The 18,912-nt window shown below is 46.2% G+C and carries 16 protein-coding genes; 11 read left to right on the top strand and 5 right to left on the bottom strand.

Annotated features, from left to right (window positions below):
* Nucleotides 1-43 precede the first annotated feature (43 nt).
* The 4 genes from BC643_RS06810 to BC643_RS06825 all read right to left on the bottom strand — a co-directional run bounded on the left by BC643_RS06810 (nucleotide 44) and on the right by BC643_RS06825 (nucleotide 3,847).
* Nucleotides 44-406 (bottom strand): Mth938-like domain-containing protein, encoded by a 363-nt coding sequence (locus BC643_RS06810; RefSeq protein ID WP_120272374.1) that lies wholly within the window; start codon nucleotides 404-406, stop codon nucleotides 44-46.
* Between the two features lie 338 nt (nucleotides 407-744).
* The gene (locus BC643_RS06815) at nucleotides 745-1,344 is read right to left on the bottom strand and encodes a DUF6642 family protein (RefSeq protein WP_147377157.1); all 600 of its coding nucleotides are present in this window, start codon (nucleotides 1,342-1,344) and stop codon (nucleotides 745-747) included.
* A gap of 127 nt (nucleotides 1,345-1,471) precedes the next feature.
* Nucleotides 1,472-2,584, bottom strand: coding sequence for a pectate lyase (pelA, locus tag BC643_RS06820; RefSeq protein WP_120272376.1), 1,113 nt, complete (start codon nucleotides 2,582-2,584; stop codon nucleotides 1,472-1,474).
* 45 nt (nucleotides 2,585-2,629) lie between these two features.
* Nucleotides 2,630-3,847 (bottom strand): trans-sulfuration enzyme family protein, encoded by a 1,218-nt coding sequence (locus BC643_RS06825; protein WP_120272377.1) that lies wholly within the window; start codon nucleotides 3,845-3,847, stop codon nucleotides 2,630-2,632.
* A gap of 209 nt (nucleotides 3,848-4,056) precedes the next feature.
* On the opposite strand from BC643_RS06825, the gene BC643_RS06830 reads away from it, so the two are divergent.
* From BC643_RS06830 to BC643_RS06875, 10 genes are all read left to right on the top strand, one after another.
* Nucleotides 4,057-5,958: a helix-turn-helix domain-containing protein gene (locus tag BC643_RS06830; RefSeq protein ID WP_120272378.1), complete on the top strand. Its 1,902-nt coding sequence runs from the start codon at nucleotides 4,057-4,059 to the stop codon at nucleotides 5,956-5,958.
* A 218-nt stretch (nucleotides 5,959-6,176) separates the two neighbouring features.
* The gene (locus BC643_RS06835; RefSeq protein WP_170154486.1) at nucleotides 6,177-7,169 is read left to right on the top strand and encodes an alpha/beta fold hydrolase; all 993 of its coding nucleotides are present in this window, start codon (nucleotides 6,177-6,179) and stop codon (nucleotides 7,167-7,169) included.
* A 26-nt stretch (nucleotides 7,170-7,195) separates the two neighbouring features.
* On the top strand, nucleotides 7,196-7,690 hold the full coding sequence (locus tag BC643_RS06840; protein WP_120272380.1) for a hypothetical protein: 495 nt from the start codon (nucleotides 7,196-7,198) through the stop codon (nucleotides 7,688-7,690).
* Between the two features lie 391 nt (nucleotides 7,691-8,081).
* Complete coding sequence (locus BC643_RS06845; protein WP_120272381.1) at nucleotides 8,082-9,974, top strand: helix-turn-helix domain-containing protein; 1,893 nt, start codon at nucleotides 8,082-8,084, stop codon at nucleotides 9,972-9,974.
* Between the two features lie 203 nt (nucleotides 9,975-10,177).
* A complete protein-coding gene (locus BC643_RS06850; protein WP_120272382.1) occupies nucleotides 10,178-10,906 on the top strand; it encodes an energy transducer TonB in 729 nt (242 codons plus the stop codon).
* Between the two features lie 203 nt (nucleotides 10,907-11,109).
* Complete coding sequence (gene amaB, locus BC643_RS06855) at nucleotides 11,110-12,663, top strand: L-piperidine-6-carboxylate dehydrogenase (protein WP_120272383.1); 1,554 nt, start codon at nucleotides 11,110-11,112, stop codon at nucleotides 12,661-12,663.
* A 21-nt stretch (nucleotides 12,664-12,684) separates the two neighbouring features.
* Entirely contained in the window at nucleotides 12,685-14,025 is a 1,341-nt protein-coding gene (locus BC643_RS06860) for a saccharopine dehydrogenase family protein (protein ID WP_120272384.1), read from the top strand.
* Between the two features lie 66 nt (nucleotides 14,026-14,091).
* Nucleotides 14,092-15,012 (top strand): DUF1338 domain-containing protein, encoded by a 921-nt coding sequence (locus tag BC643_RS06865; RefSeq protein ID WP_120272385.1) that lies wholly within the window; start codon nucleotides 14,092-14,094, stop codon nucleotides 15,010-15,012.
* A 174-nt stretch (nucleotides 15,013-15,186) separates the two neighbouring features.
* Nucleotides 15,187-15,414 (top strand): hypothetical protein, encoded by a 228-nt coding sequence (locus tag BC643_RS06870; protein ID WP_120272386.1) that lies wholly within the window; start codon nucleotides 15,187-15,189, stop codon nucleotides 15,412-15,414.
* Complete coding sequence (locus BC643_RS06875; RefSeq protein ID WP_120272387.1) at nucleotides 15,404-15,691, top strand: type II toxin-antitoxin system RelE/ParE family toxin; 288 nt, start codon at nucleotides 15,404-15,406, stop codon at nucleotides 15,689-15,691. Before BC643_RS06870 ends, BC643_RS06875 begins: the two co-directional genes overlap by 11 nt.
* A 50-nt stretch (nucleotides 15,692-15,741) precedes the next feature.
* Here BC643_RS06875 and BC643_RS06880 read toward each other — a convergent pair whose 3' ends face one another.
* Nucleotides 15,742-17,025, bottom strand: coding sequence for an MFS transporter (locus BC643_RS06880; RefSeq protein WP_120272388.1), 1,284 nt, complete (start codon nucleotides 17,023-17,025; stop codon nucleotides 15,742-15,744).
* Nucleotides 17,026-17,303: 278 nt separating this feature from the next.
* Here BC643_RS06880 and BC643_RS06885 point away from each other — a divergent pair, with 278 nt between their 5' ends.
* Nucleotides 17,304-18,857, top strand: coding sequence for an SDR family NAD(P)-dependent oxidoreductase (locus BC643_RS06885; protein WP_120274185.1), 1,554 nt, complete (start codon nucleotides 17,304-17,306; stop codon nucleotides 18,855-18,857).
* The last annotated feature ends 55 nt before the right edge of the window (nucleotides 18,858-18,912 follow it).

Consider the following 18,912-nt stretch of genomic DNA (forward strand, 5'->3'; position numbering starts at 1 on the left):
TTATTGAGGGTTTCACTTCAAGTGAAGCCCTCAATTGAATTTGCTAGCAGGTAACATGAAACATGGCAATCACTTTTCCTTCCAACACATTCCACACTTTGGCTGCTGTTGGTGTTGTAACCAGTTTCACCGGGCATTCCTTCTCCCGAAAAAATAAGTCAGCTTCCGTCGACAGTTCAATGTAGCCAATTTGCCCGGTACCAATAATCAGCTCCAGTGCACCTTCTTCGTAAATCTGCACAGCCTCTTCCAGCGAAATTTTGTGTGATGTGCCATACTTGGCTTTCGACAGACGCTTCTTGCGTTTTTCCACATGACCATCCAACCGAATGAGGATGTCGTATTCATAGCGTTTTCCGCCAACTTCAATGCTTCCGAACCCCGTTTTCGTAATTTGTGGTAACATCGCTTTACCTCCTCCCTTTTTCCGAATAAGGTATACGCAATTAATTGGAAATGGGTATGCGAGTTATTGAAGTTCAAGTTTTTGGGGACGGTTGAGTACTTTTACTCATAAGAAAAACGGGACACAATGAGACACATGCCTAGCGCATCGGCAAAGTTCCGTGACACTGTGCTGATAATAAACGTTACTCTTACAAAACACACATTGATCCAATGACTTCAAATTTCCTAGGCATTCGCCCCCAATGTCCTCCATCACATGATGGTGTGAATAGACACAACATCGGAGCGCGCATGCTCAGTAGATATTAATTTCTTAGCTCACACACTTTACCTAATTTAATGGACGGTATCATCAATTGACATCTTCTTGTTTATTTCCAGTTGAGAAACAACTCTAAATTCGAGTTCCTTGAACTTTTTTGTAATATTCTTGAGTTTTTTGACAATAGCTTCAATCCCACGCCCTGAGAATTCATTTTCCTGAAGTGCTTCAATTAGCAATAAGTCGTTTACGGTAGATTTCACCCAGTCAATATCTGTTTTGTAGCCACAAACAGCTAATGCCCCCGTTCTTTTGAGAAATCTTGCTATGTTTCTCCTATCTATATTCAACGTACTGCATGAACCAAAAATTAAAACTCTTCCTTTACATTTATCCTCAAGGATTTCGGATAGTTCATCGAGTGTGATGTCATCATCCGCTAAGGACAACGAATTTTCACTACCATGAAACGCAAGATATAGAATTGGAAAGTCATCATACTGTTTCAATCCCCATTTGTTCAAGTAAAACTTCATTTCAACTTTTGTAGCGCAGTTTTTATGAATGTATCTGACAGTTCCTCTTTTCTCAAGAAGCTGTAAAACTGGCTCAATCGTAGATTGATATTTCAAATTAACATCCCACATGCCTTCAAGGCAGAATACATTCTTCATTTGATTCTTTTTCCTCATAACATTTACGTTAAATTAATCCATTTATTTTTCAGTCGGTCGTTAGGTTTTAGAAATCGTTTGTCCACTCAAATCCTACAATTGCCCGATTCGCCCGGTCAATCACTGATCACCGTCTTTCCTTCCACTCCGGATAATCTTTCAGCACCACTTCGGGCCAGAAACCATACCACTCGTAGCCCACGCGGCGGTCGAAGGAAATGTCTTTCAAGTCGTACACAATCGTACCGTCAATCAGCGACAGGAACGGTTCTCCTTTTTCGAGGTCGTAATAACGGGCCCACACAGGCCGTGCGGTAGAGTCGGGTACAAACTCGCGGTCGAAATCGATGGTGGTTTCGTGGTAAGGGCGCTCCTCAATCGGGAAATTGCCGTAACGGTGGCCGGTGATTTTGGCTGCTTCGAGCCAGGCGACCGATGATTCGATGGCAGCCATAACAGCCGAATCGGGCTGCTCAATCCGCATCAGGAAGAGGATGATGTCGCAACTTTCGCGCGCAGTCACCGAAGGGTGCTCGTAAGCCCTCCCCTGCACCGGCGCATAGGTGTCGAAATCGTGCTGCTGGCACCAGGCCGTTTTCACACCGTTAATCGACACCTGGCATTTCAAGATCACCTGTAATCCGCGCTCGTACGCCGCCAACAGTTTGGTACGCATGTCGGGCTGCAGCCAGTTGTAGTTCGAATCGTTGGTTTTCACATCCAACAGCAGGTCCATGATGCCCGTCATCACATCGTCATTGAAGGTGACCACGTCGGCATCCCAACCGCGCCAGCCTCCAGTTGGGTATTCGGTATTCAGAATGTATTGAAAGCCTTTTTCGGCTGCATCGCGATATTTCTGGTCGCCGCTTTGTCCGTAAACCGCCGACAGGTATTCAATCTGTGGAAAAATGTTCCGGTTGTCGTAAGTGCTTTGGCGATAGTGTTCGCTCAGGTCGTTTACCACCGAGTCGCGCGGAACCAGGGTCAGCCAGTCGATATTTTTGGGCCAGCCTCCATCTTCATTTTGATAGGCCAGCAGATTGTCGGCAATACCAATGATATCGGCCGTATCCAACCGGTCGGTACTGTGAATGCGGCTGTACAGGTTCCAGTGATGAATGCCGTCCTCAAATTTCGACAGGTCGATGTAGCTGTATTTTTTGGCTTCGGGTTGATGCATACAAGCGGCCAATGCGGCCAGGCATAAGAAAAGGATGATTGGTTTTATTGATTTCATGTTTGGTTTTATTTCGTCGTCAATACAAAGAAAGCAGCTTTGCTTTTAATCAGGCAATTGATCCAGCACGTTTTTCAGATCACGGATCAAATCGTCGGCATCCTCCAATCCCACCGAGAGGCGGAAAATTCCTTCTCCGGCATAGTCATTCCAGGATTCCTGCTGCTGCTCAGTTGCAAATTTGAAGGAGGTTTCCAGTAAATCGGCCGAGTGCAGGTAGAAAATCAGCGAGCGGTGATGCCCCAACGAAACAGCATAGTGAATCACCTGCAACTGCTTCGAGAAATCGACCGCTGCCTTTTGACCGTTCTTCAGCTGGAAAGTCAGCATGCCCGAGAAATTCCGCATCTGCTTTTTCGCCAACTCGTGCTGCGGGTGCGACTCCAGCCCGGGGTAGATCACGCGCAATACCTTGGGATGGCTTTCCAGGAAACGAGCCACCGCCATCGCATGATCGGCATGGGCTTTCATGCGGATGGGCAAAGTTGCCATGCCCCGCATAATCAGCCAGGCATTAAACGGACTAATAATTCCACCCAAACGAATGGCCGTGCTTTTGCGCATCGGTGCCAATAACCGTTTACTCCCCACAACGGCACCACCAATGGCATCGCCATGGCCGCCCATGTATTTGGTTAGCGAGTGAATGACCAAATCGGCACCAAGTTCCAGTGGCTGTGTTGCCAGTGGTGTGGCAAAAGTTGAATCGACAGCCAGCAGTGCCCCATGCTCATGAGCCAGTTTGGCAGCCGCTTCAATATCCGTCAATCGTAACAGCGGGTTGCAGGGCGTTTCAATGTAGACCAGCTTCGTGTTGGGCTGAATCGCTTTTTCAACGGCTCCCAAATCAGATGTATTCACTTTGGTGACGCTGATGTTCAGCTTCGGAATTAGCTCGTTGGTCATTTCGGACATCGCGGCATAAGCCACATCGCTCACCACCGCATGATCGCCGGCCTGCAGAAAATGAAACAGCGTTGCCGAAATGGCGGCCATACCACTACCAAAGGCAATCGCCGACTCCCCTCCTTCCAGCGCAGCCACTTTTTCTTCCAACTGATGGATGGTGGGATTACCCCAGCGGGTGTAAATCCAGGCCGCATCTTCGTCCATCTCCTCCACCGAAAAACCGGCATCGGCATCGGTTAAAAAGGTGGTTGACATCGCAATATTGGGAGCAGAAGCCCTGCTCACCGGATCGGGTTCTTCGCCACAATGAATCGCTTTCGTCCTCTCCCCGATCTGAAATTCTATTTTCGACATAATCTCTTATTTTTTGAATCCCCCAAGTTACCAAGCTTAGCCGAATACCTGATGCGTATAAAAGTGGATTTTACGAAAAAGATTCCCGCGGGAAAGCCTGATTCCGCTGAAAACATCTTCGATTTGTTTTGAAGAAGTGAATTAACCCAAGCTCGAGTAATATCGTATGCCTAATTACCAATCGAGAAACCCGAATCACGCGAAGGCACATGTATAAGCGGCAAAATGGCGGTCAGGAATTTCTGGAGAGGTTGCAGCGAGTTATCGAAGAAAACCTTTCCAACAGCGATTTCGGAGTCTCTGAACTGGCGAGAGAAATCGGGATGAGCCGTTCCGCATTGTATGCCAGAGTTAACCTGCTTACCCGTAAGTCTGTTTCCTGTTACATCCGCGAAATTCGTTTGGCAAAGGGCTTGCACCTGTTGAAAAATTCAGAGTTGACGATTTCGGAGGTGGCTTATGAAGTTGGCTTTGGCAGTCCCAGCTATTTTATCAAATGCTTTCACGATTACTATGGTTTTCCCCCGGGAGAAGTCAAACAAGGCGAGAATACACAAATTAATCCCGATGCCGTTCATACGCGCGAAAAGAAGCCTACCAGCTCGAAAAGCAAACGCAAATGGACATATCGAATCGTAGCAGCATTGGCAATGATTCTTATCGCAGTTTCAATCATTGCTATTAAACCTTTTTCGTCTTCCAACGATATCGGCACAAAATCCATCGCTGTGCTACCTCTGAAAAACCTCAACAAAGACCAGGAAACTCAAATTTTAGCAGATGGCATTATGGAAGATATTCTTACCCGCCTGACGCACGTTAGCATGTTTCATATCAAATCGAGTAGCTCGACAGAAAAATATAGAGACTCCCAAAAGACGACGACAGAAATTGCAAAAGAACTGAATGTAAGATATGTGCTGGAAGGCAGTCTGCTAAGAGAAGGTGAAAAGATCCGCCTATACATCCAACTAATCGATGCCAAAAACGACAATCATATCTGGTCTGCTCACTATGAAAGAGATTTAACGGGAATTCTGGTGTTTGTTGCAGAGGTTTCTCGACAAGTGGCAGATGAACTCGAGGCCGTACTGACTCCTCAGGAACAAAAAGATATCGAGAAACAATACACTCTAAATACCAGTGCCTACGAAGACTATTTGAAAGGCCGGTATTTTTGGTCTCGAAGAACCCCCGAAGACCTGCAAAAAAGTGTCGTCTATTTCAACCGGGCAATTCAAACGGATCCAAATTACAGTCTGGCTTACGCAGGTTTAGCTGATTCATACTTTATCATGATATACTGGGGTTGGTATCCGCAACGCGAAGGATATATCCGGGCTAAGGAGTTTGCCTTAAAAGCCCTTGAGCAGGACAATCGCCTTGCTGAAGCACATGCCGTACTAGGCGGTATAGCGCTTTGGTTCGACTTAAACAACCTGGAAACGGCGGAACATGAATTTCGACTTGCGATCGAACTTAACCCAAATTTTGCAGTTGCCCATCAATATTACGGGGAATATCTGATGATCAGAGGCCGTTTCGAGGAAGCAACCGAACAATTGGATAAAGCAATTCAACTCAATCCAAATGCTCCGGCAACCTATGCCGTCAGAGCCCGTGTTTGTTACAATCAAGGAAATTTTGAAGAAGCGTTAAAAGACTCCAAAAAAGTGTCGGAACTGAACGGTTTTTACCAAACCACGCGAGTATTAAACTTTCAAATATACGTACGAACCGGGAAAAATAAACAGGCTATCGATGAGCTGAAAGCACTTTTCCAAATTGAAGAGCCCGATTCCGATCCACTAATTCTGGATAAAATTTATGCCGCTAAAGGGATAACAGGTATTATTGACTGGCTTATTCGTTGGCTTTTAACAAAAGGCTCGGACAATAACCGAACCGGATTATTTAACGATAACGGGAAAATTGCTGCCTTATATATGCTTGAAAATAAACCGGACTCGAGTCTGATATTTCTGAAGCAGCATTTTTTGTCTACATCACCAACACGCTTCAGCAATAAATACAGCCTCGACTTTAAACCACTTCGTGATGATCCCCGCTTTGATGCGCTGATAAAAAAACTGGGGTTGGAAAACATGTAGCACAACTTCGATCATTATGCACTTATCCCAGCGTCGACAGGAAACAACGCAGACGAAATCGCAACTTTTCTGCTTCAACGCGACATAGTTTAAATCAATTCGTCAATTTTTAAAGCCTATGGAACATGTGTCATATGTGTTGCGCGGGCTTTCTTCGGAACTTATAGGTCGGATTAAATCGATTTCAAGCCGACATGTTAAACCAAAAACTAAGAACTATGAAAGCATTGTTAAAACTCCTGTTTTTACTGGCAGGCATGGGGCTCGCCGTGATGTGTTCCGAATCCGACATCATTAATGAAGACCTGTCTGACTCAAATCTGAAAAGCGCCCGCATCGTGAATCATGATGCACCCGGTCTGGATCAGGACCGCTGGGTCACGATGAAAAATCTTGATCTTGATATTCACTACCGGATCATCGGGAAAGGTCCCATCGACCTTGTATTTCTTCCGGGATGGACAAACCCTCTGACTGTTTACAGCAAACAATTTGACTACTTCCGGGATAAGGCACGCTGCATTTATGTCGATTTTCCTGGTCAAGGAATGAGCAATGCTCCGGTGCCCGGTAATCCGATGGATGCCGACAATCCGGGTTTCCAGTATACAGCTGAGCTTTTAGCCGAAGCGGTCTACGATGTTGTGAAAAAAGAAGGACTCCACCAATTTGTTGCGGTTGGATTCAGCATGGGTCCCGCAATCTGGGCAATGTTCGAACGCAACTACCCCGGTATGATCACGAAATTGGTTGCCATTGATGGCGACATTGCTCCTTGGCCAACCGATCCTACTGAAAGAGATGCCCGTCAGGCAGTCCGCGAAGCAACCTATTGGGCAGAACTCTCCTGGGATGAGACAATCAAAGAAATGCTGGTTGCCTTTCTGATTCCGCCGGAACTGGCAGGAGACGATGCCGAAGAGCTAAAAGAGTTCGGAAAATATTTTATCACCTATCCGTCTGATATTCTTGCCGACATGGCTTATAACATCGAAGCTGAGAATGTTCAGGAACTGGTCGGTTGGGCTTACCCGATTCTGGCATTCTATTCTGATCCGGATACCGATATGGAAAAGGTGAACCTGGTCTATCCAAATAACACCACTTACTTTTTCCCCGGTGGCGGGCACGTCATTCATTGGATGTTTCATGAAGAAATAAATCCGATGATTTGGGAATTTGTAAAAGACAAACCCGGTAAAAAATATTGACCTAATTCTATGTAAAAACCAAAACAATGAAAACAATAGTCAGATTATTATTCGCTGTTCTCCTCATTTTAGCAAGTTGCTCCAAGGATGATGACTTTGCTCCGGAAAACAGCAACGATTACAATTTGAAATCTGCAGAAACCAGATCTGTCAATATTGACTTTTTGAGTGAATATTACGGACCGCTAATTTGCGATGGCGAAGTTGTGGATATTTTGTACGTACCTCTGGAGTCAGAACTAACATCACATGCAACACTCCACACGTCCGATGGAAAGCTAGTCTGGATGAAGGTTCATTTTATGGTAACAATTACCGGTCAGTTAACCGGCGAGACTTACAGAGTAAACGACCAAACGACTCTAACCTTTGATGAAAACGGGGAGATGGGTATGATTACCTATCACGTTCATGCGAAGAGTGACAACGGCTCTCATGTAAATCTATTCTTCGACTTCGATCCGAATGATCTGACATTTGAATTTATTCGAGGCGTCTGTCTGCAAAATAATGCTAACTGATTTAATTCGAACGATGAAAGTCAAGTTGACTATGAGAAACCTGGGGTTCAGTTTTCCGATCATTGCACAAATGCAGTTGATTGAAAGAAAGCGATAAGAACTTACATTTCCCCTTGTCACATATCTATAACTTAAAAGAATTAAAATCAACGTAAAAACTGGTCCTGGATTTCTCTCCTTGTCGATTTAATCCGATAAACTCCCCAGCGATACAGTTTTCCCCTTTGTCCGACAAAAGATTCATGTTGGGCAAAGGGGTTTTCTGTAGATACGGGCAATTACCGGGCACCTTGGGAGTTAAACAAAATAGCTTGAAATCCGTACAATCCGGCAACGCACTATTCACAACAGCCACCCCGAAAAAACCATTATCACCAAACCGGGAAAAGGGATGAATAGACGGCAATTTTCGGATTCTGAATTCGTCGACAAGCTAAGCCTGATTATTGAAGACAACCTGAAGAACGAGAAATTCGGTGTTTCCGAACTTGCCCGGGAAATTGGAACCAGCCGCACCAATCTATACCAAAAAGTCAAATCAATCACACACAAGTCAGTCAGCCGTTTTATCAGCGAAATTCGTTTGAAAAAAGCCATGGAGCTTTTAAAACAAACCGCGCTGAATGTTTCAGAAGTGTCTTATGAGGTCGGATTTGGCAGCCCCACCTATTTCATCAAATGTTTTCACGACTACTACGGCTTTCCTCCGGGCGAAGTGAAACCGGAAGACAGCGATAAACTCGAAAAAACAGAGCTCCCCATTGACAAACCGAAGCCGGTTCAACAGAAACGAAAAATCCGGAAACCAATCATCATTAGTTCGTTCATATTGATCCTGTTGATTTTGATGTCTGTTTTCATGACCACCTCTTTGTGGTCGCAAAACCAAAAAACGGAAAAATCAATTGCTGTTCTGCCGCTCCATAACCTGACCGGTAACCCTGATAATGATTATTTTGCCGATGGACTTCAGGATGCTATTATTGGCCAACTGGGACAAATCAGTTCGCTACGGGTAATTTCAAGAACCTCCACTCTTCGTTTTCGCAAAAGTAATCTCCTGCTCAAAGATATTGCCAGACAACTCGACGTCGACATCATCATGGAAGGTTCGTTGATCGGTGCCGGTGACTCGCTCCGGGTATTGATTCAGCTTATCGATGTTTACCCGAACGAACGGCACCTTCTCGCCAAAGAGTACAACGATGTTATGAAAAATGCTTTGTCGGTTCAAAGTTCCGCCGTAAAAGAAATTGCACAAACAATCCGGGTGAAACTGACAAACACGGAATCGGACAAGCTGGATCAGGTCAGAACCGTGAATCCGGAAACCTATAAAGCTTACTTGCGTGGCATGTATTACGTGCAACAGGGCAGCGAAGAAGAATTCGAAAAAGGGATCAGTTATCTGGAAGATGCAATCAAAAACGATCCGGGTGATCCGCTGGCTTACGCAGGGTTAGCACTATGCTACGCGACCAAAGGGCACGGCGTACTTGATCCTGCTGAATCGTTTCAGCGGGCGATGAGTGCAGCACAAAAAGCAATCAAACTCGCCCCGTCACAAGACGAAGCCTATACCGCTATGGCGCTACTTTACCTTTACGATCTTTGGGACTGGCCCAAAGCAAAACAAACCTTCGAGGAAGCCCTGAAAAACAACCCGAACAATGCTGTTGCCAATGCTCACTTTGCCTGGTACTACGTCCTTTTTAACGATTTTGACAAAGCCGTCTACTATGGAGAACAGGCGATCAAGGTTGACCCAATGTCTGCAGGTTACCAATCCTGGCTGAGCTTGCTTTACAGAGATCATGGACAAGAAGATAAAGCAGTTGCAACAGCGAAACGTGCTCTTGAACTAAACAACCAAACGCCTTACTCGTGGATACTTCTGGCCGAAGTAAGCCTGGATCGCAAGGAATTCAATCAGGCAATCGCCTATCTCGAGAACCTACCTGACGATATTTATTGGGATATGTACAGAGCCTACATTTACCTGAAAGTCGGACAACGAGAGAAAGCATTAGCTTACTGGGAGCATTACAAAAATATCCCCAACGAAAACCCCTGTATGTTAGGAGTTATGGCTGCATTCCTTGGCTATACCGATCGTGCCTTTGAGCTATTGAACGAGGCCGTCGATCGAAAGATATACCCTGTTCCTTATTTTGTAAACGGTTCCGGGTTCACCGAATCGCTCGCCACAGACAGGCGTTTAAATGAACTTCGTCGAAAATTAAACCTTCCCGAACTTGATCTCAAATTAGCCGTCCACCCTTGAATTTTCCACGATCCTCACTAATTTGAACCAATTTTTGGACATAATTGCTAGTTTCGAAACATAGTTGCTATCCGATGGCGCAATTTTAAGTTAATCAGAACATGGCTGCTAAGCTCCGGACACCCTGTGCGGGTATCTTTGTGTCGTTAGTTTTTCCTGTTGTCTTACCACCCCGTTTTATAGTAACTTAAATTCTCACAGCCATGAAAAGAATTATTTTATTGAGTTTTACACTCTTGATGACATTGGGCTTGTGGGCCCAGGAACCACTTGTTTCTGAAGAAGTGACCGTGAAACCACCGAAGTTTACCGGAGAAAAAGTACAACTTCAAAGCAATGAGATGTCAATTCAAAACTACATTATTGAAAACATGCAGTATCCGGCAGAAGATCTCACCTACAAACGCGAAGGAACCGAAGTGATTCGCTTCACCGTTGAAACCGACGGACGCCTGAGTAACTATGAAGTAGTTAATAGTGTTTCCCGTGCGATGGATGATGAACTGATTCGTGTTTTGAGCTCAACCAGCGGCTATTGGCTACCTGGCCAAAACAACGACGTTGACGTTGCTATGGAACGGGAAGTCGCAATTGCCTGCAAAGTACTGAATGAAGGTCTGGAAACTACGCAGACCAACTTCAAAGTTGTGGCTACCAACTATTTCAGACAAGGCTCTAAACTGCTTTACACCAAACATCATCCTCAACGGGCAATTGCCAAATTCGATCGAGGAATCCGCTACATGCCCTACGATGCCAACCTGTTGGTTTTGCGGGGCTATGCTCGTTTTGCGGCAGGCGATCGTGACGGAGCTATCGCCGACTGGAAAATTGTGAAAGAAAAAACAAACATCGACAATCTGAAATCGCTGGCCAGTACTTACAGCGATTTGGATGGCTATGCAGAATTAATAAAAGAAGTGGATGAATAATTCCACCGTCGATTAAATTTCTACAAAGTAGCAAAGGTGCACAGCTTGCTCCCATGAAACGGGAAGGAGCTTGTGCACCTGTTTTATGTAACAAAAGAGAAAAAAGGCTGCTATCCGTCTTCAAATCCGGGCAAAAATCGATAACTTGAATATTAAGACAGACACATTCAGTAAAAAATCCTTTTTCAAAAACATAGAACATTATGAAAGCTGAAGATCAATTTGGCATCTCGGATGCACTGCATCAACTCGGAATACAGGCTGTTAACGATGGCATTTGCACCGGAACTATTTGGATGGCCGGAAGCGGAGATTCCATCTCCTCCTACTCACCAGCCGACGGGACAAAAATCGCTCAAATCAAACAAGCCACACTCGACGATTACAAGGCTGTTGTGGACACGGCAAAAGCAGCCTTCCCAAAATGGCGGAAGATTCCGGCTCCGGCCCGCGGCGAAATTGTTCGCCAGATTGGTCTGGAACTACGCAAGTACAAAGAGCCACTAGGCAAACTGGTCTCCTACGAAATGGGGAAAATTTACCAGGAAGGCTTGGGTGAAGTTCAGGAAATGATTGACATCTGCGACTTCGCTGTTGGCCAATCGCGCCAGTTGTACGGGTTCACCATGCACAGCGAGCGCAAGGCGCACCGCATGTACGACCAGTATCATCCGCTGGGTATTGTTGGTGTTGTTTCCGCTTTCAACTTTCCGGTGGCAGTTTGGGCATGGAACGCCATGCTGGCGCTCATTTGCGGCGATGTGGTTTTGTGGAAACCTTCGTCCAAGGTGCTGCTTTGTGCCATTGCCGTGCACCGGATAATTGCCAAGGTTTTGAAAGAAAACAATGTTCCCGAAGGCGTGGTCAACCTGGTAGCAACCAGTTCAAAATATTTAGGTGACGAACTGTTCAGCGACCCCAACATTCCGCTGGTCTCCTTCACCGGCTCGACCAAAGTGGGCAAAAAAGCCGGTGGATTGATCGGTGCCCGGCTTGGAAAAGCGATACTTGAACTTGGAGGAAATAATGCGATCATCGTCACCCCAAATGCCGACCTGGAAATGGCGATGCGGGCAATTGTTTTCGGCGCTGTTGGCACCTGCGGACAACGTTGTACATCAACCCGCCGCATCATCGTCCACGAGTCGGTTTATCAGCAGTTAAAAGACAAGCTCATAGCCGTTTACCAAAGCGTACGAATCGGCAACCCACTCGATCCGAAAACGTTGGTTGGCCCGCTGATTGATCGGGCTGCGGTGCAAACCTACCTCGCAGCGGTTGTAAAAGTGACCGCGGAAGGCGGTGAGATCCTTTGTGGCGGAACCATTGTCGAAGGTGAAGGTTTTGAATCAGGCTGCTATGTTGTTCCGGCCATCGCCGAGGTCGAAAATCATTACAGCATTGTGCAGGATGAAACCTTCGCCCCTTTGCTGTACCTGATCAGATATACAGAACTCGACGAAGCGATCGCTATCCACAATGATGTTCCGCAGGGTTTATCATCAGCATTGTTTTCCACCAATCTGCTGGAAACCGAAAAATTTCTGTCCTGTGAGGGCTCCGACTGTGGCATTGCCAACATCAATATTGGCACTTCGGGCGCTGAGATTGGCGGTGCTTTTGGCGGCGAAAAAGACACCGGTGGCGGCCGCGAATCCGGTTCCGATGCCTGGAAAACCTACATGCGACGACAAACCAACACCATCAACTACAGCACCGAATTACCCTTGGCGCAAGGAATCGAGTTCAATGTTTAATTCGCGCAAAAAAGAGACAGAATGAAAAGAATTCTCATCATCGGGGCAGGACGCTCCTCCTCCAGCCTGATCAAATACCTGCATCAGCATGCCGCCGGGTTTGACTGGGAAATTGTTGTTGGCGACCTCGATCCCGAAACGACTGGTCAACGAATCGGCCATACTGCCAAACTCATCCGCTTTGATATTCTTCAGGAAGAAGCAAGTAGCCAGGCTATCGCCCAGGCTGACCTCGTAATTTCAATGCTGCCTGCAAAATTTCATATCCTGGTAGCCAAGCTCTGCCTAAAACACGGGAAGAATCTGCTGACACCTTCCTATGTAAAAAGCGAAATGAAAGCCCTGGAACCTGAAATCAAGGAGAAAGGATTGTTTTTTTTGAATGAAATGGGTCTCGATCCCGGTATCGACCACATGTCGGCCATGAAAGAAATTGATGCCATTAAAGCCGCCGGGCTGGAGCTTCTGGGTTTCGAGTCGTTCACTGGTGGCCTGGTAGCTCCCGAGTCGGACGATAATCCGTGGCACTACAAGCTTAGCTGGAATCCGCGTAACGTGGTGCTCGCCGGGCAGGAAGGAATTGTGAAATTCCGTCAGGAAGGAAAATACAAATACATTCCGTACAACCGCGTTTTTCGTCGTACCGAGATCATTGAAATTGAAGGATACGGCACCTTCGAAGGTTATGCCAATCGCGATTCTCTTCAATACATTGACCGGTATCATCTGCACGGAATTCCAACCATTTATCGTGGCACGCTGCGGCGCCCTGGATTTTGCCGGGCCTGGAACGTATTTGTGCAATTGGGCATGACCGACGACAGCTTTGAAATGGAAGGTTTGCAGGAAATGACCCGCAGGGATTTCACCAACTCGTTTTTGTACTACCACCCCAGCGATTCGGTGGAGACCAAACTCTTTCACGATCAAAACATCGCGCAGGATTCGGAGATCATTCCCAAGCTGAAATGGCTGGGCATTTTCGACAACGAACCCATTGGGCTCGAACGGGGAACTCCCGCTCAGGTACTCGAACATTTATTGAAAGAAAAATGGCTACTACTACCTACCGACAAAGACATGACCGTGATGTGGCACAAATTCACTTATCGCGACAACTCAACAAAACGGGTTATCGAGAAACACCTTTCGCTGGTTGTAACTGGTGAAGATCCAATCAACACGGCTATGGCGAAAACAGTTGGCTTACCATTGGGTATCGCCGCCAAACTCATTTTAACCGGCAAAATAGAGCGGTCGGGACTCTTCATCCCAACCCTACCGGAAATATACGAACCGGTTTTGACCGAACTTGAAGAACACGGCATCCAATTCAAGGAAAGCTTTAAAAACCCGGAATAAACTGAAGTCAACTCTTTCCCTTTTCCGTCGTAAACAGGATCGAAAACCATCAAAAATTCTGAAGTCATGAAGATAAACCGAAATGAGATTTTGACCAGGTTGCTGGATTCTCTTTGGCAGAAATACATCCAGCGGGTTTCATACGCAAAAACTTACGCTCATTTAGTTCAAAGCAAAGGCGGAAGAGTTGTCAACGACCACATTGCTTTTCGAACGTTCAACACCATAACCGGGAAACAGCCACACGGCATTGGCGGCATCTGGCATATTCTGGATGCATTCGACTATAAACCGTCGGGCAATTACACCTTCACCGAGAAAAAATTACACGCGGTGCATTTCCAGCATCCCGAGCCTCAATTTCCAAAAATATTTGTTAGCCAGCTGGAGGTAGGCGAATTGCCAAAATGGGCGCAGGACATGATTAACAAACATGTAAAAGACACGCCTTACCACTTGTCGGAAACTGCAGTGCTGGATCTTCTTGAGATCAATGAAAAAGGCGAGCTGGAAGAAGCGGCCGTGAATAACCTAGTTCGCGAATTAACCGCCTATTTTTCGCGGCCATGGGGTATTCCGGATCAAATGGTGGTGGAACAACTCAACGAAATATCTCAGTACGCTGCATGGACGTTGCTGCACGGTAATTCAGTCAACCATTTCACGGCCTTCATCAATTACCAGAATGTAGCCGACTGGCCCGATCTGCAGACAACCTGCGAAGCACTTGCTGATTCCGGCGTACCGATGAAAACATCGATCGAAGGTGAAAAAGGAAGCAAGCTGCAGCAATCGTCGACTCAAGCAGTCACTGAAATGGTGAAAGTGAAGAAACCTGACGGAGCTGTTGGCGAAATCCCCTGGACCTATGCCTACTACGAGTTGGCGGAACGAGGCTACATTGACCAAAACGGAGAGCAGATTCTATTCTCAGGTTTCCTGGGAGAACAGGCTACTCACCTCTTCGAGATGACGAAAACGAATTAGACTGGAGCTAGTCTGAAAAGAGACTCGAAAGATCTTCGAAAGAAACGGGATGTCAAACAAACGAATAATTGACATCCTTTTCTATTCACTTTACCTTACCAACAGCAATCACCGAATCCGATTTTTCGGGAAAGCTTATTTCATTTAAAAGGCTAACTTTGAATAAAAAACAGCATGGGATACGACGCATTGAAACTGGAATTAATTGAATGGCTTTCAAAATTGGAAGATCCTGAAACCATTGAATATCTGAAAATCGTTAAGGATTCAAAAAACAGCAATAAAGACTGGTGGAACGATCTTAGCGATTCAGAAAAGGCAGGAATTGCACGAGGTCTAAATGACATTCAAAACGAACAAACAGTTGCCCACGAAGATGTTATGAAAAAATATGGCCTATAAACTACGCTGGTCTGCGGAATCGATTCGAAATTTAGAAGAAGTCATCAACGACATTCAACAAAAATGGTCAGATAAGGAAGTCCGAGGATTCAAGCAGAAATTAGGGCGCCAACTGAATCTGATTATTCGATTTCCAACGCTTTTCCCGGTATCGCTGAGTAACCCAAATTTGAGGAAGGCTGTTTTGAGCAAGCAGACTACCGTATTTTACCAAATTACGAATAACACCATTTACTTGGTTCACATCCACCTCAACCGAAAAAATCAAATAGAATAGAGTTATCAGTTACTCGTAAAAAATGAGTCATTGATAACTCTACTCCGGAATTATTCGGCACGTTCTTTAAACTCTCCCATTGTTTTCGAGAAAACATAGAGCGCAACAATGCCCAATGCCATGTGAATGGCCAGTGTGTACATAATGTATTCCGGCTTTCCGGCTTCTTCAAAGTGGCCCATTAAGCCAGTGTACGAACCACTGAAAAATGCTCCAACTGCCGTAGCCAGGAAATTTGTTCCCATGTACAAGCCCGCTTTTTCTTTCGGCGCAATCCAGGTGATATACTCCTGAATACGCGGTGACGAAATCATTTCGCCAATTGAGAACAGGAAGACTCCCAGGAAAACAAAGTTATTTGATACTGTTACCGACAAAGCCAACACGACAAAAGCCGACGCAATAATGAAGAAACCAAGCAAGAACGATGGAATAGCAGCTCGCTTTTCAAAAATTCGTGAAACCAGAATCTGGAACAATATAATGACATAGCCCGTTTGCGAAATTGCCTCGGCGTTGATTTTCCAAACACCATTGTCATTCGTCGAAATAAAACGGGCTACAGGCCCTCCCAATACCGAACGAATCGATTCGTATAACAGGTTTGTGTCCATGTAATCGTTGATATAGACCGCCAGTGTATTGAAGAAAGCCCAGAAAGGCAACCAGAAAAACACACCTAACAAAGCCAAAAAGACCAGGAACTTTCCATCGGAAAGCGCCTCGCCCATATCCCGAAACTTCTGTCTCAAAGTAACTCCTTCCAGATCGCGAGCAGGTTCTTTGTAGAAGAACAAAGTCACCAAAAACATCACCGCGATGGCACCTGCAGCGGTGTAAAATACCGCGTCCCACGACCAGCCACGCAGTTTCCCCATGACGATCGGCCCAAAGGAAGCTCCAATGTTGACCATGGCGTAAAAAATACCAAAGCCAAGGGTTTTGTTGGTCGAGTCGGTTGTTGCCCGAACCGTCGATGCAATTAACGGTTTAAAAATCCCGGCAGCAAAACCGATCGTCAGCATCGACAGGGCAATGCCACTAAACGTTTTGGTCAGAATCAATAACAAAATGGACGGCAAATACGCGACATAAGCGATCAGCAACATTTTTTTAAAGCCGTAGCGATCGGCAAAGGTGCCCGAGAACAAGGGCATGAGATACGACAATGCCAGGAAGATGGACTGGATAATTCCCAGGTCTCCTTTCGAGAAACCCAGCTCGCCCAGGTAAATACCAAAGCTGAGGTAAATACCGTAATAGGCGAATCGTTCCAGTACTTCAATGCCGTTAGCCACCCAAAATACCGGTGGAAATGACGTTCTTTTACTCATGGTTTTATTTTTCAGGATTTAACAAATGCGTTCAAGTTGCAGCCGAAGTTAACGAATAAATGAGCAACTACCCCGGACTTTTGGCAGCTTTTTGGATCGGCTTCAAGCTCACTTCCTCGGATCAAAAATTACAACTAAATGCGATGTTTCCACATTCAATTCAATCCCGACTGTAATCAGCACAAAACCAAGCATTTTTTTATTTCGAACAATTCAATTAAAAACCATACAACCAATGATAAACTCGATTACTTTTGCCGCAAATTTGAATGATTAAAATGGAGAATGACAAGGCAGAGAAGCAGGCACTGAAAGCCGAAGAAATTGAAAAGTGTATTTCGGTGTTGGAGCATTTGCTTGAAAACGGCGACCAGCTTGTTCACCTCAGCGATGAACAACGCATCAAACTGATGAAGGCTGCGGGACAAATTACCCGACCGGACCGAGCCGAGCGCAAAAAACGCAACAAGGGCGTCAATAAAGTGAAAAAGCAGGAGCTTTCGGAAATTAACCGGAAAGCCCGTGCGGCATCAAGCATCCGTACTGCCCGCTTGGCCAGCGTATTCGAGGCACCCGAACAAATTGCACTTGAAGAAGCACAGGAAGCTACCGGCAAACACATTCTGACCACAGAGCACAACTGCTACGTCTGCAAAAAGAGATACACCGAGGTACACCATTTTTACGATGCCATGTGTACCGAATGCGGCGACCTGAATTACCAAAAGCGATTCCAAACCTGCGACCTGACCGGACAGATTGCCCTGATTACCGGCTCGCGGTTGAAGATTGGCTACCATGCCACGCTGATGATGCTTCGCTCGGGCGCTACCGTTATCGCGACAACGCGTTTCCCGGCCGACTCAGCCATTCGCTTTGCCAAAGAAAAAGACTTTGCCGACTGGGGCGACCGCCTGCACATTTACGGCCTCGACCTGCGCCATATTCCCAGCGTGGAACTGTTTGCTGCCTACATCGAGCAAAAGTACCAGCGCCTGGACATTCTCATCAACAACGCCGCTCAGACCGTGCGTCGTCCTTCAACCTTTTACGCTCACCTGATGCCGGCTGAAAACATCGGCTATCACGAGCACTCGCCGAAAGTGCAACAATTGCTGGCACACCACCACCAGTGTTTGCTGGAAATTGACGGGTACTCGGTTCAGGAAGGCGATCACCAAAAAGCGTTGTCGGTAAACTGGAACAGCCAAACACCGGGGATGGGTATCAAAGCCTCGGCACAGCTGTCGCAAATTCCATATCGCATCGACAACTCGCTGGACGTGGCGGAAGTGTTCCCTGAAGGCCAGTTGGATGCCGACCTGCAACAAGTCGACCTGCGCAAAACAAACAGCTGGCGTCTTCGTATTGGCGAAATCGCCCCGGTTGAAATGATGGAAGTGCAACTGGTCAACTCCATTGCTCCTTTTGTTTTGTGTAACCGTCTTTCAAGCTTAATGCGCAAAGATTACACGGGCAAAAAGCACATTGTGAACGTGTCGGCGATGGAAGGGAAATTTCACACCTTCCGCAAAGAAGATCGCCATCCGCATACGAATATGGCCAAAGCGGCCCTCAATATGTTGGTACATACTTCTGCCAGCGACCTAGCGAAGGACGGCATTTTCATGAACGCCGTGGATACGGGCTGGGTAACGGACGAAGACCCAGCCGATATTGCCAAGTACAAACAGGAAGTGCACGATTTTCAACCGCCGCTCGACATTGTTGACGGGGCAGCGCGTGTGTGCGATCCGTTTATCGATGGCATCAACACCGGCAAACACTGGAGCGGTAAGTTCCTGAAGGACTATTTCCCAATTAGCTGGTAATTTTCGACGACAAACAATCCACTATAAAAAGCACCCGCTCACATCAGCTGAACAG

Origin of the sequence: Mangrovibacterium diazotrophicum, assembly GCF_003610535.1 — a bacterium.
Classification (GTDB): Bacteria; Bacteroidota; Bacteroidia; order Bacteroidales; family Prolixibacteraceae; genus Mangrovibacterium; species Mangrovibacterium diazotrophicum.

What these genes read in the sequence shown, in the direction of transcription:
- BC643_RS06810 (WP_120272374.1), bottom strand. Translation starts at nt 406, where the DNA reads ATGTTACCACAAATTACGAAAACGGGGTTCGGAAGCATTGAAGTTGGC.
- BC643_RS06815 (WP_147377157.1), bottom strand. Translation starts at nt 1,344, where the DNA reads ATGAAGAATGTATTCTGCCTTGAAGGCATGTGGGATGTTAATTTGAAA.
- pelA (WP_120272376.1), bottom strand. Translation starts at nt 2,584, where the DNA reads ATGAAATCAATAAAACCAATCATCCTTTTCTTATGCCTGGCCGCATTG.
- BC643_RS06825 (WP_120272377.1), bottom strand. Translation starts at nt 3,847, where the DNA reads ATGTCGAAAATAGAATTTCAGATCGGGGAGAGGACGAAAGCGATTCAT.
- BC643_RS06830 (WP_120272378.1), top strand. Translation starts at nt 4,057, where the DNA reads ATGTATAAGCGGCAAAATGGCGGTCAGGAATTTCTGGAGAGGTTGCAG.
- BC643_RS06835 (WP_170154486.1), top strand. Translation starts at nt 6,177, where the DNA reads ATGAAAGCATTGTTAAAACTCCTGTTTTTACTGGCAGGCATGGGGCTC.
- BC643_RS06840 (WP_120272380.1), top strand. Translation starts at nt 7,196, where the DNA reads ATGAAAACAATAGTCAGATTATTATTCGCTGTTCTCCTCATTTTAGCA.
- BC643_RS06845 (WP_120272381.1), top strand. Translation starts at nt 8,082, where the DNA reads ATGAATAGACGGCAATTTTCGGATTCTGAATTCGTCGACAAGCTAAGC.
- BC643_RS06850 (WP_120272382.1), top strand. Translation starts at nt 10,178, where the DNA reads ATGAAAAGAATTATTTTATTGAGTTTTACACTCTTGATGACATTGGGC.
- amaB (WP_120272383.1), top strand. Translation starts at nt 11,110, where the DNA reads ATGAAAGCTGAAGATCAATTTGGCATCTCGGATGCACTGCATCAACTC.
- BC643_RS06860 (WP_120272384.1), top strand. Translation starts at nt 12,685, where the DNA reads ATGAAAAGAATTCTCATCATCGGGGCAGGACGCTCCTCCTCCAGCCTG.
- BC643_RS06865 (WP_120272385.1), top strand. Translation starts at nt 14,092, where the DNA reads ATGAAGATAAACCGAAATGAGATTTTGACCAGGTTGCTGGATTCTCTT.
- BC643_RS06870 (WP_120272386.1), top strand. Translation starts at nt 15,187, where the DNA reads ATGGGATACGACGCATTGAAACTGGAATTAATTGAATGGCTTTCAAAA.
- BC643_RS06875 (WP_120272387.1), top strand. Translation starts at nt 15,404, where the DNA reads ATGGCCTATAAACTACGCTGGTCTGCGGAATCGATTCGAAATTTAGAA.
- BC643_RS06880 (WP_120272388.1), bottom strand. Translation starts at nt 17,025, where the DNA reads ATGAGTAAAAGAACGTCATTTCCACCGGTATTTTGGGTGGCTAACGGC.
- BC643_RS06885 (WP_120274185.1), top strand. Translation starts at nt 17,304, where the DNA reads ATGGAGAATGACAAGGCAGAGAAGCAGGCACTGAAAGCCGAAGAAATT.